The sequence below is a fragment of the Providencia lanzhouensis genome, from assembly GCF_050469745.1.
GTDB lineage: Bacteria > Pseudomonadota > Gammaproteobacteria > Enterobacterales > Enterobacteriaceae > Providencia > Providencia lanzhouensis.
In genome coordinates, this window is sequence record NZ_CP174123.1 from 1,056,536 (window position 1) to 1,074,666 (window position 18,131).

16 protein-coding genes and 1 other annotated feature are annotated in these 18,131 nt (G+C 41.9%); of the genes, 11 read left to right on the forward strand and 5 right to left on the reverse strand.

The features are described from left to right. Positions 1 to 9: 9 nt before the first annotated feature. Positions 10 to 1,296 (reverse strand): CNNM domain-containing protein, encoded by a 1,287-nt coding sequence (locus ACIH2S_RS04805; RefSeq protein WP_108479421.1) that lies wholly within the window; start codon positions 1,294 to 1,296, stop codon positions 10 to 12. Between the two features lie 45 nt (positions 1,297 to 1,341). Then, positions 1,342 to 2,133 (reverse strand): cytochrome C assembly family protein, encoded by a 792-nt coding sequence (locus ACIH2S_RS04810; RefSeq protein ID WP_108479420.1) that lies wholly within the window; start codon positions 2,131 to 2,133, stop codon positions 1,342 to 1,344. A 283-nt stretch (positions 2,134 to 2,416) separates the two neighbouring features. On the opposite strand from ACIH2S_RS04810, the gene ffh reads away from it, so the two are divergent. The 8 genes from ffh to ACIH2S_RS04850 all read left to right on the forward strand — a co-directional run bounded on the left by ffh (position 2,417) and on the right by ACIH2S_RS04850 (position 10,464). Continuing rightward, positions 2,417 to 3,778, forward strand: a complete 1,362-nt coding sequence (gene ffh, locus ACIH2S_RS04815; protein ID WP_036949826.1) for a signal recognition particle protein — start codon at positions 2,417 to 2,419, stop codon at positions 3,776 to 3,778. 137 nt (positions 3,779 to 3,915) lie between these two features. Next, positions 3,916 to 4,164 (forward strand): 30S ribosomal protein S16, encoded by a 249-nt coding sequence (gene rpsP, locus ACIH2S_RS04820; RefSeq protein WP_036949828.1) that lies wholly within the window; start codon positions 3,916 to 3,918, stop codon positions 4,162 to 4,164. Positions 4,165 to 4,182: 18 nt separating this feature from the next. Next, a complete protein-coding gene (gene rimM, locus ACIH2S_RS04825; protein ID WP_036949830.1) occupies positions 4,183 to 4,731 on the forward strand; it encodes a ribosome maturation factor RimM in 549 nt (182 codons plus the stop codon). 37 nt (positions 4,732 to 4,768) lie between these two features. Next, positions 4,769 to 5,533 (forward strand): tRNA (guanosine(37)-N1)-methyltransferase TrmD, encoded by a 765-nt coding sequence (gene trmD / locus ACIH2S_RS04830; RefSeq protein ID WP_036949832.1) that lies wholly within the window; start codon positions 4,769 to 4,771, stop codon positions 5,531 to 5,533. Between the two features lie 41 nt (positions 5,534 to 5,574). Next, positions 5,575 to 5,928 (forward strand): 50S ribosomal protein L19, encoded by a 354-nt coding sequence (rplS, locus tag ACIH2S_RS04835; protein WP_036949834.1) that lies wholly within the window; start codon positions 5,575 to 5,577, stop codon positions 5,926 to 5,928. 450 nt (positions 5,929 to 6,378) lie between these two features. After that, entirely contained in the window at positions 6,379 to 7,473 is a 1,095-nt protein-coding gene (locus ACIH2S_RS04840) for a 3-deoxy-7-phosphoheptulonate synthase (protein WP_036949837.1), read from the forward strand. 13 nt (positions 7,474 to 7,486) lie between these two features. Beyond that, positions 7,487 to 8,608 carry a bifunctional chorismate mutase/prephenate dehydrogenase gene (tyrA, locus tag ACIH2S_RS04845; protein ID WP_430248196.1) on the forward strand — a complete coding sequence of 374 codons (1,122 nt, stop codon included), beginning with the start codon at positions 7,487 to 7,489 and terminating at the stop codon, positions 8,606 to 8,608. A gap of 299 nt (positions 8,609 to 8,907) precedes the next feature. Continuing rightward, complete coding sequence (locus tag ACIH2S_RS04850) at positions 8,908 to 10,464, forward strand: methyl-accepting chemotaxis protein (protein ID WP_154637345.1); 1,557 nt, start codon at positions 8,908 to 8,910, stop codon at positions 10,462 to 10,464. A 67-nt stretch (positions 10,465 to 10,531) separates the two neighbouring features. On the opposite strand, the gene pheA is transcribed toward ACIH2S_RS04850, so the two are convergent. The 3 genes from pheA to bamD all read right to left on the reverse strand — a co-directional run bounded on the left by pheA (position 10,532) and on the right by bamD (position 13,459). After that, entirely contained in the window at positions 10,532 to 11,704 is a 1,173-nt protein-coding gene (pheA, locus tag ACIH2S_RS04855) for a bifunctional chorismate mutase/prephenate dehydratase (protein ID WP_108479418.1), read from the reverse strand. 25 nt (positions 11,705 to 11,729) lie between these two features. Then, positions 11,730 to 11,849 (reverse strand) — a sequence feature (Phe leader region). 168 nt (positions 11,850 to 12,017) lie between these two features. Then, positions 12,018 to 12,347 (reverse strand): ribosome-associated translation inhibitor RaiA, encoded by a 330-nt coding sequence (gene raiA, locus ACIH2S_RS04860; RefSeq protein WP_036949847.1) that lies wholly within the window; start codon positions 12,345 to 12,347, stop codon positions 12,018 to 12,020. Positions 12,348 to 12,730: 383 nt separating this feature from the next. After that, on the reverse strand, positions 12,731 to 13,459 hold the full coding sequence (gene bamD / locus ACIH2S_RS04865) for an outer membrane protein assembly factor BamD (RefSeq protein WP_036949850.1): 729 nt from the start codon (positions 13,457 to 13,459) through the stop codon (positions 12,731 to 12,733). 137 nt (positions 13,460 to 13,596) lie between these two features. Between bamD and rluD the strand changes: the two genes are divergently transcribed. The 3 genes from rluD to clpB all read left to right on the forward strand — a co-directional run bounded on the left by rluD (position 13,597) and on the right by clpB (position 18,007). Further along, entirely contained in the window at positions 13,597 to 14,574 is a 978-nt protein-coding gene (rluD, locus tag ACIH2S_RS04870; RefSeq protein WP_036949853.1) for a 23S rRNA pseudouridine(1911/1915/1917) synthase RluD, read from the forward strand. After that, positions 14,574 to 15,308, forward strand: coding sequence for a purine nucleoside phosphorylase YfiH (gene yfiH / locus ACIH2S_RS04875; RefSeq protein ID WP_036949856.1), 735 nt, complete (start codon positions 14,574 to 14,576; stop codon positions 15,306 to 15,308). The genes rluD and yfiH overlap by 1 nt, the downstream gene beginning before the upstream one ends. Positions 15,309 to 15,433: 125 nt before the next feature. After that, positions 15,434 to 18,007: an ATP-dependent chaperone ClpB gene (clpB, locus tag ACIH2S_RS04880; protein WP_036949859.1), complete on the forward strand. Its 2,574-nt coding sequence runs from the start codon at positions 15,434 to 15,436 to the stop codon at positions 18,005 to 18,007. Positions 18,008 to 18,131: the final 124 nt, after the last annotated feature.

The following is an 18,131-nucleotide window of genomic DNA, read 5'->3' on the forward strand; positions in this document are numbered from 1 at the left end:
AATGAACAATTAAAATTCAGGGGTTTGTGAGTCAAAACCGAGCGGAGTGATTTTTACCTGCTTGATAATATTATCGCTGATCACTAAAACTTCGATAACATAGTGACCAACAACTATTTGTTCTTCAGGCTGTGGAATATCACCTAATACCTCTAAAACCATCCCATTAACGGTTCTAGGACCATCAATAGGAAGGTTCCAATCAAATGCTTTATTCAGGTCACGAATGTTTGCTGTTCCATCCACAAGGACGCTGCCGTCGCTCTGAGGCATGACTTCTTCAGCTAGAGAAGGCGACATTGATGTTGTGAAATCACCGACAATTTCTTCCAAAATATCTTCTACGGTGATCAAACCTTGGATCTCACCATACTCATCAACGATGATGCCAAGCTTCTCTTTTTTATGCTGGAAATTAACCAACTGAACGTTGAGTGGCGTACTATTGGGAATGAAATAGATACTATCGGCGGCTTTGATCAAATTCTGCTTGTTGAACTCACGTTTCTCTACCATCAATCGATAAGCTTCTCGCACACGCAAAATACCAATCAAATCATCAAGAGAATCACGATACAGGACAATACGTCCATGAGGGGAATGAGTGAGCTGCCTAACAATCGACTTCCAATCATCATTAATATCGATCCCCACAATTTCATTACGTGGCAGCATAATATCGCCAACGGTGACTTTGTCTAAATCAAGAATCGAAATCAGCATGTCTTGATTACGGCGGCTGAGTTTGTTTTTGGACTCATGAACAATGGTACGCAACTCTTCTTTATTGACCGCATCATTACGAGTATTTGAGACATTTATCCCACAGCAACGCATAAAAAGGGCAGAAATAGTATTAAACGCCCACACGACAGGTAGCATGATTTTTTGCAGTGGCGTAAGAATAAAGCTACTAGGAAAGGCAATACGTTCTGGATACAGTGCCGCAATGGTTTTTGGCATCACTTCTGCAAATAGCAGAATAACAAATGTGAGCACGCCAGTTGCAATGGCGACACCCATATTGCCATATAAGCGGATCCCGATAATGGTCGCGAGAGCAGAGGCAACAATGTTGATTAGGTTGTTACCAATCAATACTAAGCCCAGTAAGCGGTCGGGATGACGTAGTAGTTTTTCAACACGGATAGCGGAGCGATTACCTTGTTTCGCTAAATGTTTTAACCGATAACGGTTCAACGTCATCATACTGGTTTCTGACGCTGAAAAATAAGCGGATAAAAAAATTAAAACAATCAGTATGATGATTAGAGTACCAGTAGATACTTCATCCAAAACAAGGTTCCTTTTTTATAACAGCCGTTTAAAGCTAAAATGGCTCTACGCCATGGTTAATTGCTGAATCAATCGATTACCAAAAAACGCCAAGGTAAGGATAAGTGAACCGCCCACATGGAAAAAGAGGACGCGTTTGCCTCGCCATCCACCATGAAAATGTCCCCACAGCAAAATAACGTAAACAAACCAAGCAATGACGGAGAGTACGGATTTGTGGATATTCTCTTTATCAAAAATGTTATCCATATAAATAAAGCCCGTGCACAGTGTTAAGGTCAAGAGAATGACTCCCACCTGAGTGACGTGAAACATTTTGCGTTCAATGACCATCATTGGCGGCATATCAGGGCTAAATTTCAGAATTTTGTTTTTAAGTTGGTAGTCAATAATGGCAACTTGAAATGCATATAACGCCGCGATAAGCAACGTAGCATAGCTTAATAATGCTAAGCCAATATGGACAAATAATGGGGTGCTTGCCTCTAAATGAGTAATAAACTCACCCGGCATAATTGTAGATAAAATCAGGTTAATAATCGCGAAACTATACACAATAGGGGTTAAGTACCACGCGCGCCCCAAATAGGAAACCACGGTCATAATCAAACACATTAAGAGGCTGACAGAGGAGCCTAAATTTAAGAGGGTGAGATTTTGCCCGCTGGCTTCACTAAAAATTTGTAATTTCAATGTGATTGCGTGAGTAACCATCGCCACGATAGCTAATAAAATAGCCAATCGACGATAAAGAGCTTGCTTGCGCACTTGTCCGGGAACGATCAGCAGCAGACTGACCATGTATGTACAAACTGCTATGACTGCAAATACGGGCATAGTATAGTGTCGTTATTCATTTTAAGTGGATAGTAATTAACTAGTATAACCCGTGCAAGTGTAGGCTCCAACTATTGGTATGACGTATCGCTGTATATTCTTTACTAATAGCTCATTTAGGCTAACTAAACGAAGCAGCGAAACCCCATCAAGTGTGATACAATCGGCGACCAACACAGCGTTGAATTGTGCCGTGGCTATCTTGAGTTTGCCCTTGAAATACAGCGCGCGAGTAACCAAATAAGGCTACATATAGGCCCATAACAGAATTGAGCTAAGACACATGTTTGATAATTTAACTGACAGACTATCGCGCACTTTGCGCAATATCAGCGGGCGTGGACGTCTGACTGATGACAATATTAAAGATACATTACGCGAAGTTCGCATGGCGTTACTGGAAGCCGACGTTGCTTTGCCAGTCGTCCGTGAATTTATTCAAAAAGTCAAAGAAAGTGCCGTTGGTCAAGACGTTAATAAAAGCCTAACACCGGGTCAAGAGTTCATTAAAATTGTTCAAAATGAACTGACCCGCGCAATGGGTGAAGAGAATCACCAGCTGAATTTATCTGCTCAGCCCCCAGCTGTTGTGTTGATGGCAGGTTTGCAAGGTGCGGGTAAAACAACCAGCGTTGCAAAACTGGGTAAATTATTAAAAGAAAAGCAAAAGAAAAAAGTCTTAGTGGTTTCTGCCGACGTTTATCGCCCTGCGGCGATCAAACAGTTAGAAACTTTAGCACAAGCGGTTGGCGTTGATTTCTTCCCATCTGAAGTCCAAGAAAAGCCAGCGGCAATTGTTCAAAAAGCCTTAAAACACGCACAATTACAATTCTACGATGTATTGTTAGTGGATACCGCTGGTCGTTTACATGTTGATGAAGCGATGATGGAGGAGATCCAAGAAGTCCATCGTATAATCAATCCAGTTGAAACCTTGTTTGTGGTTGATGCCATGACGGGGCAAGATGCGGCAAACACAGCGAAAGCCTTTAACGAAGCATTGCCATTAACAGGGGTTGTTTTAACCAAAGTTGACGGTGATGCGCGTGGTGGTGCTGCATTATCTATCCGCTCCATTACTGGTAAGCCAATCAAATTCTTAGGGGTTGGCGAAAAAACTGACGCCCTTGAGCCATTCCATCCAGAGCGCGTGGCTTCACGTATTTTAGGTATGGGAGATGTGTTATCTCTGATTGAAGAGATTGAACACAAAGTTGACCGTGATGAAGCAGAGAAATTAGCGAAGAAGCTGAAAACAGGGGATACCTTTGATTTCAATGACTTCTTAAATCAGCTAAAACAGATGCGTAATATGGGCGGAATGACCAGCATGTTGAGTAAGATGCCTGGTATGTCCCAGTTACCGGATGCGGTTAAATCCCAAATGGATGACAAAATTACTATCCGTATGGAAGCGATGATCCAATCCATGACGCGTAAAGAACGCGAAAAACCAGAGATTATCAAAGGATCGCGTAAGCGTCGTATTGCTGCGGGTTCTGGAACCACAGTACAAGAGGTTAATAAGCTCTTAAAACAGTTTGATGATATGCAGCGCATGATGAAAAAGATGAAAAAAGGCGGTCTCGCCAAGATGATGCGCGGTATGAAGGGTATGATGCCTCCGGGTTTTCCGGGGCGTTAAGCAATAAAGCCTGAAACAAAAGTGTACTTTTGATTGATTTTTGCGTCAAAGTGAGTAAACTTTTCGGGCTTTTTATATGACAGCCGGACTCTATCCCTCGATGGAGTCTGGTTGTTTTGTTAACTAATGAGGATGTTATGGTAACAATTCGTTTATCTCGTGGCGGCGCTAAAAAACGTCCGTTCTACCAAATCGTTGTAACCGATAGCCGCAATGCGCGTGACGGTCGTTTCATTGAGCGTATCGGTTTCTTCAACCCGATCGCTGCAGGTCAAGCAGAAGAACTGCGTTTAGACCTGGACCGTATTGAGCATTGGGTTGGCTTAGGCGCAACTGTTTCTGACCGTGTTGCACAACTGGTCAAACAAGCTAAAAAAGTAGCTTAATCTGTCACGGTGGTAACAATGAGCAAGCAAACTAAACTACTGCCTCCTGCGAACCCAATTGTATTGGGCAAATTAGGCGCGGCATACGGTATTCGTGGTTGGCTCAAAGTTTTTTCCTCCACCGAACATGCTGAAAGTATTTTTGATTATCAACCTTGGTTTATCCAACGCTCTGGTCAATGGCAACATATTGAAATAGAAGATTGGAAACATCATAACAAAGATATCATCGTCAAGCTCAAAGGGGTCGAAGACCGCGATGCAGCTGCTCTATTGACCAATTTTGAAATTGCGGTTGATTCAACCCAACTTCCTGATTTGGACAACGACGAATACTACTGGAAAGACCTTATGGGCTGCCATGTAGTGACGTCTGAGGGCTACGACCTTGGTACTGTCATTGATATGATGGAAACGGGATCGAATGACGTTCTCGTCATCAAGGCAAATTTAAAAGATGCATTTGGCATCAAGGAGCGGTTGGTTCCGTTTCTTGATGGGCAGGTTATCAAGAAAGTCGATCTCTCCACCAAAACTATTGAAGTGGAGTGGGATCCTGGTTTTTAAATCTCCGGTTTACCGGTTTTTATGAGTGGGATAAATCATGTGGATTGGGGTAATTAGCCTGTTTCCCGAAATGTTCCGCGCAATAACCGAGTACGGGGTAACTGGTCGGGCAGTGAAAAATAGCCTGCTAACGGTTGAGTGTTGGAATCCGCGAGATTTTACTCACGATAGACACAAAACCGTTGATGATCGCCCCTATGGTGGTGGTCCAGGCATGCTGATGATGGTGCAACCGTTAAAAGATGCAATCCACGCAGCAAAAGCTGAGGCCGGTGATGGTGCAAAAGTGATTTACCTTTCACCTCAAGGTCGCAAACTCGGTCAAGACGGAGTTTGTGAACTGGCAACAAATGAGAAAATAATTCTGGTTTGTGGTCGTTATGAAGGTATTGATGAGCGGATCATTCAAACCGAAATTGATGAAGAATGGTCAATCGGTGATTACGTTCTCAGTGGCGGGGAGCTCCCTGCTATGGTGTTGATAGACTCAGTCTCTCGGTTTATTCCTGGAGTATTAGGTCATCAAGCTTCAGCTCAAGAAGATTCTTTTGCTGATGGCTTGTTAGATTGTCCTCACTATACCCGACCAGAGGTGTTAGACGGCATGCAAGTTCCTGACATACTACTTTCAGGAAACCATGCCAAGATCGATAGCTGGCGCATGAAGCAGTCACTCGGTCGTACCTGGCTTAGAAGACCTGAGCTTCTAGAAAGCCTAGCTCTGACTGACGAGCAGAGGATGTTGCTAGCTGAGTTCCAACGGGAATTTCAGGCTGAGCAACCAGTGAATCCAGACAATTAATTGTCTAAACATATCAGTTTACCTAGGGTAAGAGAGTTATTATGAGCAACATTATTAAACAACTTGAACAAGAGCAGATGAAGCAGGACGTACCTTCATTCCGTCCGGGTGACACCGTGGAAGTTAAGGTATGGGTCGTAGAAGGCTCTAAAAAACGTCTGCAGGCATTTGAGGGCGTGGTTATCGCTATCCGTAGCCGCGGTCTGCATTCTGCATTCACTGTTCGTAAAATTTCTAACGGCGAAGGTGTTGAGCGTGTATTCCAAACTCACTCTCCAGTCGTAGATAGCATTGCTGTTAAACGCCGTGGTGCTGTTCGCAGAGCTAAACTGTACTACCTGCGTGAGCGTTCTGGTAAGGCAGCTCGTATCAAAGAGCGTCTGAACGCCAAGTAATACGCTTTCGCTACATCCGAAAGTTAAAAGGCCCGCATCTGCGGGCCTTTTTTATATTCGTCATATTTCGCGTTGTGGCGGTGTTGGCTTCATTCAGCCACGCAGGTCACATACTTATGTATGCTCCCTGCACTGTCTTCATTTTACCGCCTAGCCACAGCTCGAACTATTTAGAATATACCGTTCAATAAATCTCATTTCGTAAATTTATATTTACAATTTTTGTTCGTTTTTTGCTTTTTAATATGAACTCATTCTCTTTGAATTCTATAATATTATTTAAATTCAATCATATAAAACAGTGTAAATTTTTGTATACATGTAATTGAATTATTTTACGGTTTTGGATTGAAATCTTTACGATGCATGATATGTTATCTCTCACGCACCAAACACAAGATCGATAAATAACATCACTAACAAATAATAAGCTAATAAGTAGGTAATCAAATGATCATGCAAAAAGATGTACTCAATAACGTGAATATTCAAGACGAGCAGGTTCTTATCACCCCTGAAAGTCTGAAACAAAAATATCCATTGAGTAACAGCAATCTGCATGCCATTGCGACATCGCGTAAAGTGATTGCTGATATTATTCATCAGCGTGACCCGCGCTTACTCGTGGTATGTGGTCCTTGTTCAATTCATGATGTAGATGCTGCCATCGAATACGGTGAGCGTTTACAGAAGCTTGCTGCTGAGTTAAGTGATAGCTTATATATTGTGATGCGTGTGTACTTTGAAAAACCACGTACAACCGTGGGTTGGAAAGGCTTAATTAGCGATCCATTTATGGATGGCAGCTTTGAAATGGAAAAAGGGCTGCATATTGCCCGCGATTTATTGACCAACTTAGTGAATATGGGATTACCACTGGCGACAGAAGCGTTAGATCCTAATAACCCACAATACTTAGGTGATTTATTCAGTTGGTCAGCAATCGGAGCGAGAACCACGGAATCCCAAACTCACCGTGAAATGGCATCCGGCTTATCAATGCCAGTGGGTTTTAAAAACGGCACAGATGGCAGTTTATCTACCGCCATCAATGCGTTAAAAGCTGCAGCAATGCCGCACCGCTTTATGGGAATCAACCAATCCGGTCAAGTTTGCTTACTGCATACCAGCGGTAATAAAAATGGCCATGTGATCTTACGTGGTGGTAAAACACCAAACTATGATGAGCAAAGCATTGCGGCTTGTGAAGCTGAAATGAAAAAAGCCGGGCTAGAACCATCATTAATGGTGGATTGCAGCCACGGTAACTCAAATAAAGATTTTCGTCGTCAGCCACTGGTGGTTGATTCAATTATCGATCAAATTGTTAATGGTAATGAATCAATTACAGGTATTATGCTTGAAAGCCATATTAATGAAGGCAACCAGTCATCAGAACAGCCACGTGAAAATATGAAATACGGGGTTTCGGTGACAGATGCATGCATTAACTGGGAAGAAACTGAGTCTGTGTTGCGTAAATTACACCAAGCATTATCACCAGTGCTTGAGCAGCGCGGGCAAAAATTAAGCAAAGTGAGCTGAGCAAGGGATTGGTATGTCTGCTGAATTATCCCATTTACGGGAACAGATTGATGAAGTTGATAAGTCATTATTAGATTTGCTCGCCAGACGGCTTCAGTTAGTGGCTGAAGTTGGTGAAGTCAAAAGCCAGCACGGATTACCTATTTATGTGCCTGAGCGTGAATCTAGTATGTTGGCGGCTCGCCGAGCAGAAGCGGAGCGAATGGGGATCCCGCCTGATCTGATTGAAGATATTCTTCGACGGATCATGCGTGAGTCCTATGCGCGCGAAAATGACAAAGGATTTAAAACACTGAACTCTACCGCCGGTCCGATTGTGATCGTCGGTGGGAATGGGAAAATGGGGCGGTTATTTCATCGTCTACTTTCCCTTTCTGGCTATCAGGTTAAATTGCTGGGTGAGCAGGATTGGGATAATGCGGCTTCGATAGTCTCTGGTGCAAGCGTGGTGATGATTAGTGTACCTATCCACCTCACTGTTGATGTCATTAAACGTTTGCCTACTTTAGACCCAGAAACAATTTTAGTAGACATTGCTTCTGTGAAGCAAAAGCCACTCGAGGCTATGCTGTCTGTACATCAAGGCCCAGTATTAGGATTACATCCGATGTTTGGTCCTGATATTGGCAGTGTTGCCAAGCAAGTTTTTGCATTCTGTGATGGGCGAAAGGCGGAGTCTTACCAATGGCTGCTGGAGCAGCTGCAAGTTTGGGGCGCACGTTTGAAAGCGATTAAGCCTGAAGAACACGATCGTAATATGAGTTTTATTCAGGCGTTACGCCACTTTACGACGTTTACTTATGGGCAAAATTTAGCGAAAGAGCAGGTTGATCTACAACAGTTGTTGGATCTCTCTTCCCCAATTTATCGTCTTGAATTGGCAATGGTAGGGCGCTTGTTTGCACAAGATCCACAATTGTATGCAGATATCATCATGTCTTCGGACGAAAATGTTGAATTGATCCGCCGTTATTACCAGCTTTTGGGGAAATCCATTGAAATGCTGGAGCGCAAAGATAAAGCTGAATTTATTCGACAATTTGAGCAAGTCAGCCAGTGGTTTGGTGAAGATGCACATCATTTTATGAAAGAAAGCCAGTCTCTATTACAGCGGGCGAACGATAACCGTAAATAATTTCTTTTAGCCATTACTCTATAAATCGATGAAAAAGGGTAATGGCTATCTTTATGCTAAAAGTGCTAAATGCATTTCCATTATTAATATTTATAATAAATAAGTAATTGTACTTATTTCTGTAGTTTATCCTAAATTTATAATTGAGTTTCTTCCTTAAGTAGGTTTATCCACCAATTAATTAGAAATTAATCAATTTATAATATCGATATTTATAAATTAAACGATTTATCTAATAAAGATCCCTTGCCATTGACCGATAACACTAATCATTAAATGATGATAAGTGTGGTAAACCTATGTCTTTTAAGAACCTCAAAATTAGTTTGAAATTAACTATCGCGTTTGGCGTTTTCATCACGCTAATTGTTTTAAGTTCTCTGTTTTCATTAGTAAATATGAATCGAGCAAATGAAAGCATTCAGAACGTCATTTTTAAAAGTTATCCAATAACCGCTAATGCAAACTCGGTGATGGATAATTTTTATTCTTATATTGGTATCCAAGAATTGATTTTATTGGATGACCGAGGGAGTGAAAAACGCAAGGAAGAGCTAGTTAAAATTAGCCAAAATATTTCTGATCTGTTGGATGAGTTGGATCGAAGTATAACTGATAGCCGTTCTCGTGAAGTGCTTGATAATATCCAAGAGGTGAGAGCTAAATTTATTAGTACTCAGCAACAGATGATGGAGTTTATGAATCAGGGAAATCGTCAAGCTGCGATTGAAATGATGATGACAAAAACATCAGCTATTCAGCGAGAATATCGTGAGCAAGTCCAAAACCTGATAGCCATCCAAAATATGTTGATGCAAGAAACGGGTTATCAGGTGGAAGATGACTATAAAGCAAATCGTGTTTTATTGGCATTTTTATCAATCATTAGCATTGTTGTGGGCTGCGTTATGGGGTGGTACATCACGCGTATTATCACTAAACCTTTAGAGCAAGCGGTTGATTTTGCTAAATCAATTGCCAGTGGTGATTTGACCCAAAATATTCAAGCGCAATCTAAAGATGAAACTGGGATCTTACTTGAATCGCTCAGTGAAATGAAAGGGCACCTACTTGAGATTGTCCAAGAAGTTCAAAATGGATCTGAGAGTATTTCTGCGGCAGCAGGGCAAATTGTTGCGGGTAATCAGAACTTAGCCGCTAGAACGGAAGAGCAAGCGGCTTCTGTTGAGCAAACGGCAAGTTCGATGGAGCAAATTACATCCACGGTACAGAACACCACAGAACATACCCATGAAGCGACAATGTTAGCTGACAATACGGCTGTGACAGTCAAAAACAATGGTCAGATGATGGTTCAGCTAACCGATAAAATGCGCGCAATTAATGGTTCATCTCAAAAAATGACGGATATTATTAACTTAATCGACTCTATTGCCTTCCAAACGAATATCTTAGCCTTGAACGCGTCTGTTGAAGCAGCAAGGGCAGGAGAGCATGGTCGTGGTTTTGCGGTAGTAGCGGGTGAAGTGAGATTATTGGCGCAAAAAAGTGCTGCATCGGCCAGTGATATTCGTTCATTAATCGAAAACTCCTCTTCACAAACCCAAGAAGGTATGGAATTGGTTGAACAAGCTAGCCAGCAGATCCACGGTATGGTCGTCAGTGTTGAAGAGATGAATGCGTTATTGCGTGAAATTGGTCAAGCGAGTAGGGAGCAGAGCGATGGTATTTCACAAATTAACAGCGCCGTGGGGCAATTGGATTTAACAACACAACAAAATGCGGGGCTGGTGGAAGAGTCGGTCGTAGCGGCAGATTCGTTGAATGACCAAGCTTACCACCTTCAAGAGCTGGTTAATTACTTTAAACTCAGCGCGACAATACAAAAATCGTGATTGACAGAAATCGTAATTAATAAAAATAACACAGGCTAATGACCTGTGTTATTTTTTTGAGCCAAAATTAAGGCGTCATTTTTTCTGGCTCTACAGGAACGATATTTTCAGATGGGTAGCAGCCAAGAATTTTAATTGAGCGGGTGATCTCAGCTAATTCTTTCAGTGCTTGTTGCATATTATCTGAACGCAAGTTAGCGTGAACATCTACATAAAACATCTCTTCCCACGGCTTACCATTAATTGGGCGAGATTCTAATTTACTCATCACTATCTTATTATTTTTTAAGATAATTAAAGCATCCACTAATGCACCGGCTTGTTGACCTGTTGTGATCAATAACGTCGTTTTCGCTGGAACTTGTTCAGTTACTTCAATCGATCGTGGAGCCACAACAATAAAGCGAGTCATATTAATTTGCTGATTCGCTAAGTTATGTTCCAAAACCGTTAAGCCATACAATGCTCCGCCAGCCTCACTACCTAATGCAGCAACATTAGGGGAATTATGTTCTGCCACTTTTTGCATTGCTGTAGATGTGCTGTCGCAATATTCAATTTTCCAATGAGGGAACTGAGATAAATATTGGCTACATTGCTGGAAGGGCTGAGGGTGGCTATAAACTGTATCAATCTTGCTTAATTCACTACCTGGCGTGGTCAACAAGCAATGGTTAATTGGCAAACGAATTTCACCGACAATGGACAATGATGTATTTTGCAGTAAATCGTAAACATCATTTATTGCCCCTGAGCTGGTATTTTCGATAGGTAAAATACCGTAATCTGCTTGACCACTTTCAACGAGTGAGAAGATATCTTGAAACTTATGGCAGCTGCATTCAACCAGTTGATCAAAATGACGAGCTGAATATTGACGCGCGGCAACATGGGAATAAGAACCTTTAGGTCCTAAAAATGCAAATCTTGCGGTATCACTTGGTGTCAGATTTAAATGTTTTTGTAAGATAGCTTGTTGAGTAAGGACAGAATCCTCAATGATCATCTGAAACAAGCGTGTAATATAAAAACCATCAAGACCCAGAGGTGTGCCTTTATTAATTAATACATCGAGTAATTGTCGTTCGCGCTCTTTGTCACGGATTGGGCGGTTATCATCGATTTTGGTTTCAGCAACTTCAATTGCATAGCCTCGACGTTTTGCAAGAAGCCCAAGGAGTTCACTGTCTAACTGGCTAATTTTCTCACGGACTTTCAGTAAATTAGTGCTATTTTCCATTCTGCGACCCTATCAAACATCAGTGAATAAAAAAGCCCCCTAGGTAGGGGGCTTTAAAATATTGTCTTCTTTTTTTTCTCGAACGACAAAAGCCCCTTAATGTGAGTGGCTAAAGAAGAAAAAGAAAACAGTATTTAGTTTCATGGGAAATCCTTTCGAGTGAAGTTATTCAAATAGACATGATAGTGAATGAGAAGTCAACAAAAAACAGCGCAGAATGTAAAAACGCGCCCATGATGAGCGCGTTTGGAAGGTTTCAAGATAAGTGGATTGATAATATAAAAATATAACGTAACTACTTAAACGCAACTGATTACAACGTTTCTAGATTCGCTTCTTTTACACTATTAGTTGCCCTTCTTGATTCTCCTTTATGTTGCACTTTGTTTAACTGTCTTTCGAGTTTGTTGATAAGGTCATTTATTGCAACGTACATATCTTCATGCTTAGCACTTGCTACCAACTGTCCGGTAGCGGTTTTTATGTTGGCATCAACCATAAAACCTTGAGGCTCTTTCGATAGCACCACATGGGGGCTAATTAAGGAAACTTGCCATTTATCGAGTTTTGCTAGACGGCTTTCAATGTGTTCACGAATTGCTGGTGTGATGTCCATTTGTTTGCTAGTAATGTTAACTATCATATAGTTACCTCTCATTGTTTCCGTCTTTGATGAATTCAGAATACCGATATCTAGGAATAAAAAATTGATCTAGATCACACTTAAATTATGGGGAAGGGGGTACCCACTTGAAGTGTGATTTTGGCTAAAAAAGGCAGGTAAAAGGATTGCCAAAATAACTATATTGAGGGAGACTGAGAGAGTTGGCTATCAACACGGTAAATAGCCGGTACTTTTTTTGGGTAAAATTTTAGGTTATGAATTTTAAAAGAAAAAGTTCAAAACTATCCCCACACTCTGATTCATCTTCAAACCCACTGCATTTCAAATCACGATTAAAATTATCAAAAAAACAGCAGCCGAAGCTGCCGTTCTTATTTCAATCGATAGCGTTAAAAAGCAATTTATTGGTTTGCTGCAATAATGCTGCCGACTTTGTTTGCTTCTTTGTCTAAGCCCATCTCTTTATACGCAATTTCCATATATCCGAGCGCTTGACGCGTTGCTTCTGTATCTGGATAGTCACGTAACATTTGTTGGACACGATTAACAACCGCGACATAGGCCCCACGTTTGTTGTAATATTCAACGACAGAGAGATCAAATTTTGCCAAACGATCTTTTAAGTAAACTAAACGCTTACTTGCATCGTTGGAATATGGGCTGTTCGGATAGTAACGAACTAATTGGCTCAAGTCTTTGAACGCAACCAATGCGTGTTGTGGGTCTCTGTCAGAGCGATCGATACCAAAGAAACCTTGTAACATGCTGTCATCTAACGCCATTGCCGTTAAGCCACGCATGTAAAGTACGTAGTCAATATTGGGATGAGTTGGGTTTAAACGCATGAAACGGTCAATTGAAGCTATCGCCATTGGTAGCTCTGCTGATTTATAATAGGCGTAAATCAGGTCTAACTGTACTTGCTGAGCATACGGACCAAACGGGTAGCGGTTATCCAACGCTTCAAACTGTTTAATTGCCGCGTTATAGTTACCGTCCTGTAATTTTTGCTGACCTGTACTATAAATCTCAGCTGGGGAACTATCGGGGCTGACTTCGTTATTGCTGGAGCATCCGGCGAGAGCCAGGCTCAACGTGGCAGCTGCCACCAGATATTTCATACGTATCATCACGTGTTGGTTATCCTCTGACTGTATCGAGGGAGTCTATCCGTAAGGCTCCCGGCAAAATTCGAGTTACAATAGCATACATTTTAAATGAAACGGCAGCGCCGTCAAAACACAAACACCAAAAAGTAGATTAATTTATGGCTCAACAAGTACAATTAAGTGCAACTATCGCTGAATCACAGCTTGGTCAACGTTTAGATCAAGCTTTGGCTGAATTGTTCCCTGATTATTCACGTTCTCGAATAAAAGAATGGATCTTAGACGATAGAGTGCAGGTTAACGGCAAAGTTATCAATAAGGCAAAAGAAAAAGTTTTAGGTGGTGAACAAATTTCCATCGATGCCTTGATTGAAGAAGATAGCCGTTGGGAACCTCAAGATATTCCACTTGACGTTGTTTATGAAGATGAAGATATCCTAATTATTAATAAACCGCGTGATTTAGTTGTTCATCCGGGGGCGGGTAATCCAGACGGAACCATTTTAAACGCATTATTATATCGCTATCCTGAAATCGCGGATGTACCAAGAGCGGGCATTGTTCACCGTTTAGACAAAGACACAACTGGGTTGATGGTCGTCGCTAAAACGGTCCCTGCACAAACTCACTTAGTGGAAGCGTTGCAACGCCGTGAAATTACACGTGAATATGAAGCGGTCGCTGTTGGCCGTATGACAGCAGGCGGTATGGTCGAAGAGCCAATTTCTCGCCATCCAACCAAAAGAACGCACATGGCTGTTCATCCAATGGGCAAGCCTGCGGTAACTCACTATCGAGTCATGGAGCATTTTCGCGCTCATACGCGCTTACGTCTACGCTTAGAAACCGGAAGAACGCATCAAATCCGTGTTCATATGGCGCATATCAACCATCCATTAATCGGTGATCCATTATACGGCGGTCGACCACGTCCACTGAAAGGAGCAACAGAAGAGTTCCTCGAAGTGATGCGTAATTTTGATAGACAAGCGCTACACGCAACAATGCTGCGTCTTTATCACCCAATCACAGGAATCCAAATGGAATGGCATGCGCCATTACCTGATGATATGGTGAAATTGATTGAAGCACTGAAAGCTGACACTGAACTTCATAAAGACGATATGGACTGGTAATGAATACGTTGATTTTCCCTGATTGGCCGCAACCTAAAAATATTTCAACATGCAGTACAACTCGTGCAGGTGGAGTGAGCCTTCCGCCTTTTGATAGCCTAAATTTAGGTGACCATGTTGAGGATTTGCCTGAGGCAGTCAGTGAAAATCGCCATCGTCTTGAAAAGCTTGCTCAATTACCACAGCAACCCGTGTGGCTTGAGCAAGTACATGGTACTCATGTTCTGCATTTAATGGGAAGCGAGATTGAAAATCGTCAAGCGGATGCGGTGTATACCAACCAAGTTGGTCAAGTGTGTGCCATCATGACAGCAGATTGCTTGCCAGTATTGTTTTGCAGCCGCGATGGTAAAGAAGTGGCAGCGGCTCATGCCGGATGGCGAGGCCTCTGCAATGGCGTATTGGAAAATACGCTAGCGGCATTTAATGCACAACCGAGCGACATTATGGCGTGGATGGGGCCCGCTATTGGCCCTGAAAAATTTGAAGTTGGCGTAGAAGTTAAACAAGCATTTACTGGTCAATCTGCCGATCTTGCAGATGCGTTTACACCTCACAATGACAAATTTCTGGCAAACATCTATTTACTGGCGCGTAAAAAGCTACAAGCCGCGGGCATTTCAGCCATTTATGGTGGTGAGTTTTGTACGGTCAGTGATGAAAACAGATTTTTTTCCTACCGACGAGAGGGGAGAACGGGGAGAATGGCATCCCTTATATGGATAAATAACTAGTTCATGGAATAATATTCCAAATTAACAAATATTGAAAAAATAATCCCGCCTAAAACTTGAATATTTAAAAACAGACCGCATCTTATCTTCAGTAGCAATTTTAATCATATTCTATTGGAGGTGTTATGCGTCTGGATCGTTTAACTAATAAATTCCAGCAAGCTCTCGCTGACGCCCAGTCATTAGCCCTTGGGCGCGAAAATCAATTTATTGAACCAATTCATTTACTCAGTGCTTTGTTTAATCAAGAAAGTGGTACCGTGCGTCCATTATTGACGACGCTCGGCGTGAACGCAGTTACGTTCGAAAACAAAATTGAAGATGCATTGGCTCGACTCCCTCAAGTGCAAGGTGTTGCTGGGGATGTACAACCATCAAGTGACTTAATGCGTCATTTGAACTTATGTGACCAGCTTGCTCAGAAAAATGGGGATGACTTTATCTCCTCAGAATTATTTCTGCTCGCTGCTTTAGAAGCCAATACAACCCTCGCTGATATGTTGAAAGCGGCGGGTGTTAATAAAGACAATTTGAAAAAGGCAATAGAACAGATGCGTGGTGGCGAAAAAGTGAATGACCAAAGCGCTGAAGACCAGCGCCAAGCTTTGAAAAAATTTACCGTTGATTTAACCGAACGTGCAGAACAAGGGAAATTAGACCCAGTTATTGGCCGTGATGAAGAAATTCGTCGTACCATTCAAGTATTACAACGTCGTACTAAAAATAACCCAGTATTAATTGGTGAACCTGGTGTAGGTAAAACAGCGATTGTTGAAGGACTTGCACAGCGTATTGTTAATGGTGAAGTCCCTGAGGGATTGAAAAACAAACGTGTTTTATCACTGGATATGGGGGCTCTGATTGCAGGGGCGAAATATCGTGGTGAATTTGAAGAACGTTTGAAAGGTGTTCTGAATGACCTTGCTAAACAAGAAGGTAACGTCATTCTGTTTATCGATGAATTACATACTATGGTGGGTGCGGGTAAAGCCGACGGTGCGATGGATGCCGGTAACATGTTAAAACCTGCACTGGCTCGCGGTGAACTGCATTGCGTGGGGGCAACAACCCTTGATGAATATCGTCAATATATAGAGAAAGACCCTGCGTTAGAGCGTCGTTTTCAAAAAGTATATGTTGCAGAACCATCCGTGGAAGACACCATTGCTATCTTGCGTGGTTTGAAAGAACGTTATGAATTGCACCATCATGTGCAAATTACTGACCCAGCTATTGTGGCGGCAGCGACGTTATCGCACCGTTACATTACTGACCGTATGCTGCCAGACAAAGCTATCGACTTAATCGATGAAGCGGGCGCTAGCTTACGTATGCAGATGGATTCAAAACCAGAATCTTTAGATAGATTGGAAAGACGTATTATCCAATTAAAACTGGAACAGCAGGCACTGAAAAAAGAGTCTGATGATGCCAGTAAAAAACGTCTGGAAATGTTAGAAGAAGAGCTGGCGGAAAAAGAGCGTGAATATTCTGCATTAGAAGAAGAGTGGAAAGCAGAGAAAGCATCATTAACTGGCACTCAACATATCAAAGCTGAATTAGAAAATACGCGTATTGAAATGGAAAAAGCGCGTCGTAATGGTGATTTGGCGAAAATGTCTGAGTTACAGTATGGACGTATTCCTGAATTAGAAAAACAGTTAGAAGTGGCGACGAAAGCAGAAGGTAAAAGCATGAAGCTTTTACGTAATAAAGTTACTGACGTCGAAATCGCAGAAATTCTGGCTCGTTGGACAGGTATTCCAGTATCAAGAATGCTTGAAAGCGAAAGAGAAAAACTGTTACGGATGGAGCAACAATTACATCAACGTGTGATTGGGCAAGATGAAGCGGTTGTGGCTGTGTCGAATGCTATCCGTCGTAGTCGTGCAGGTTTATCGGATCCTAACCGCCCAATTGGTTCGTTTATGTTCTTAGGCCCTACAGGGGTAGGTAAAACAGAATTATGTAAGGCACTAGCAAACTTTATGTTTGATAGTGACGACGCCATGGTTCGTATCGATATGTCCGAGTTTATGGAGAAACACTCTGTATCTCGTTTAGTCGGTGCACCTCCAGGATATGTGGGTTATGAAGAAGGTGGTTATTTAACTGAAGCGGTAAGACGCCGCCCATATTCAGTTATTTTGCTGGACGAAGTTGAAAAAGCGCACCCAGATGTATTTAACATCTTGCTGCAAGTATTAGATGACGGTCGTTTAACTGATGGGCAAGGTAGAACGGTAGATTTCCGTAATACCGTAATCATCATGACTTCAAACTTAGGTTCTGATCTTATCCAAGAACGTTTTGGCATGATTGGTTATTCAGAAATGAAAGATATGGTGATGGAAGTTGTCGCTCATAACTTCAGACCTGAATTTATTAACCGTATTGATGAAGTTGTGGTATTCCATCCGTTAGGTAAAGAGCAAATTACGAATATTGCGAATATTCAGTTAGCTCGTTTATATAAACGTTTGGAAGAACATGGTTATGAAGTCACTGCAACAGCGGCTGCATTAGAGAAAATTGGTGAAGCTGGTTTCGATCCAATCTTTGGTGCTCGTCCGTTGAAACGTGCAATTCAGCAAGAGATTGAAAACCCACTGGCACAAGAAATTCTGTCAGGCAGATTAATCCCAGGTAAACCAATTACTCTGGATGTTGAAAACGATGAAATCGTAGCAAAGCAGTAAGTAAGCGCTAGGTTATTATCGAAATGTAAGTTAAAAGGCGACCGTAAGGTCGCCTTTTTCATATAAATATTGCCCCAAATGGCATTTTTTGTTGAAAAAATACACGTGAAGTATAAAGGATAAT

Coding starts and splice junctions, on each gene's coding strand:
- ACIH2S_RS04810 (WP_108479420.1), bottom strand. CDS start 2,133: ATGCCCGTATTTGCAGTCATAGCAGTTTGTACATACATGGTCAGTCTG.
- ffh (WP_036949826.1), top strand. CDS start 2,417: ATGTTTGATAATTTAACTGACAGACTATCGCGCACTTTGCGCAATATC.
- rpsP (WP_036949828.1), top strand. CDS start 3,916: ATGGTAACAATTCGTTTATCTCGTGGCGGCGCTAAAAAACGTCCGTTC.
- rimM (WP_036949830.1), top strand. CDS start 4,183: ATGAGCAAGCAAACTAAACTACTGCCTCCTGCGAACCCAATTGTATTG.
- trmD (WP_036949832.1), top strand. CDS start 4,769: ATGTGGATTGGGGTAATTAGCCTGTTTCCCGAAATGTTCCGCGCAATA.
- rplS (WP_036949834.1), top strand. CDS start 5,575: ATGAGCAACATTATTAAACAACTTGAACAAGAGCAGATGAAGCAGGAC.
- ACIH2S_RS04840 (WP_036949837.1), top strand. CDS start 6,379: ATGATCATGCAAAAAGATGTACTCAATAACGTGAATATTCAAGACGAG.
- tyrA (WP_430248196.1), top strand. CDS start 7,487: ATGTCTGCTGAATTATCCCATTTACGGGAACAGATTGATGAAGTTGAT.
- ACIH2S_RS04850 (WP_154637345.1), top strand. CDS start 8,908: ATGTCTTTTAAGAACCTCAAAATTAGTTTGAAATTAACTATCGCGTTT.
- pheA (WP_108479418.1), bottom strand. CDS start 11,704: ATGGAAAATAGCACTAATTTACTGAAAGTCCGTGAGAAAATTAGCCAG.
- raiA (WP_036949847.1), bottom strand. CDS start 12,347: ATGATAGTTAACATTACTAGCAAACAAATGGACATCACACCAGCAATT.
- bamD (WP_036949850.1), bottom strand. CDS start 13,459: ATGATACGTATGAAATATCTGGTGGCAGCTGCCACGTTGAGCCTGGCT.
- rluD (WP_036949853.1), top strand. CDS start 13,597: ATGGCTCAACAAGTACAATTAAGTGCAACTATCGCTGAATCACAGCTT.
- yfiH (WP_036949856.1), top strand. CDS start 14,574: ATGAATACGTTGATTTTCCCTGATTGGCCGCAACCTAAAAATATTTCA.
- clpB (WP_036949859.1), top strand. CDS start 15,434: ATGCGTCTGGATCGTTTAACTAATAAATTCCAGCAAGCTCTCGCTGAC.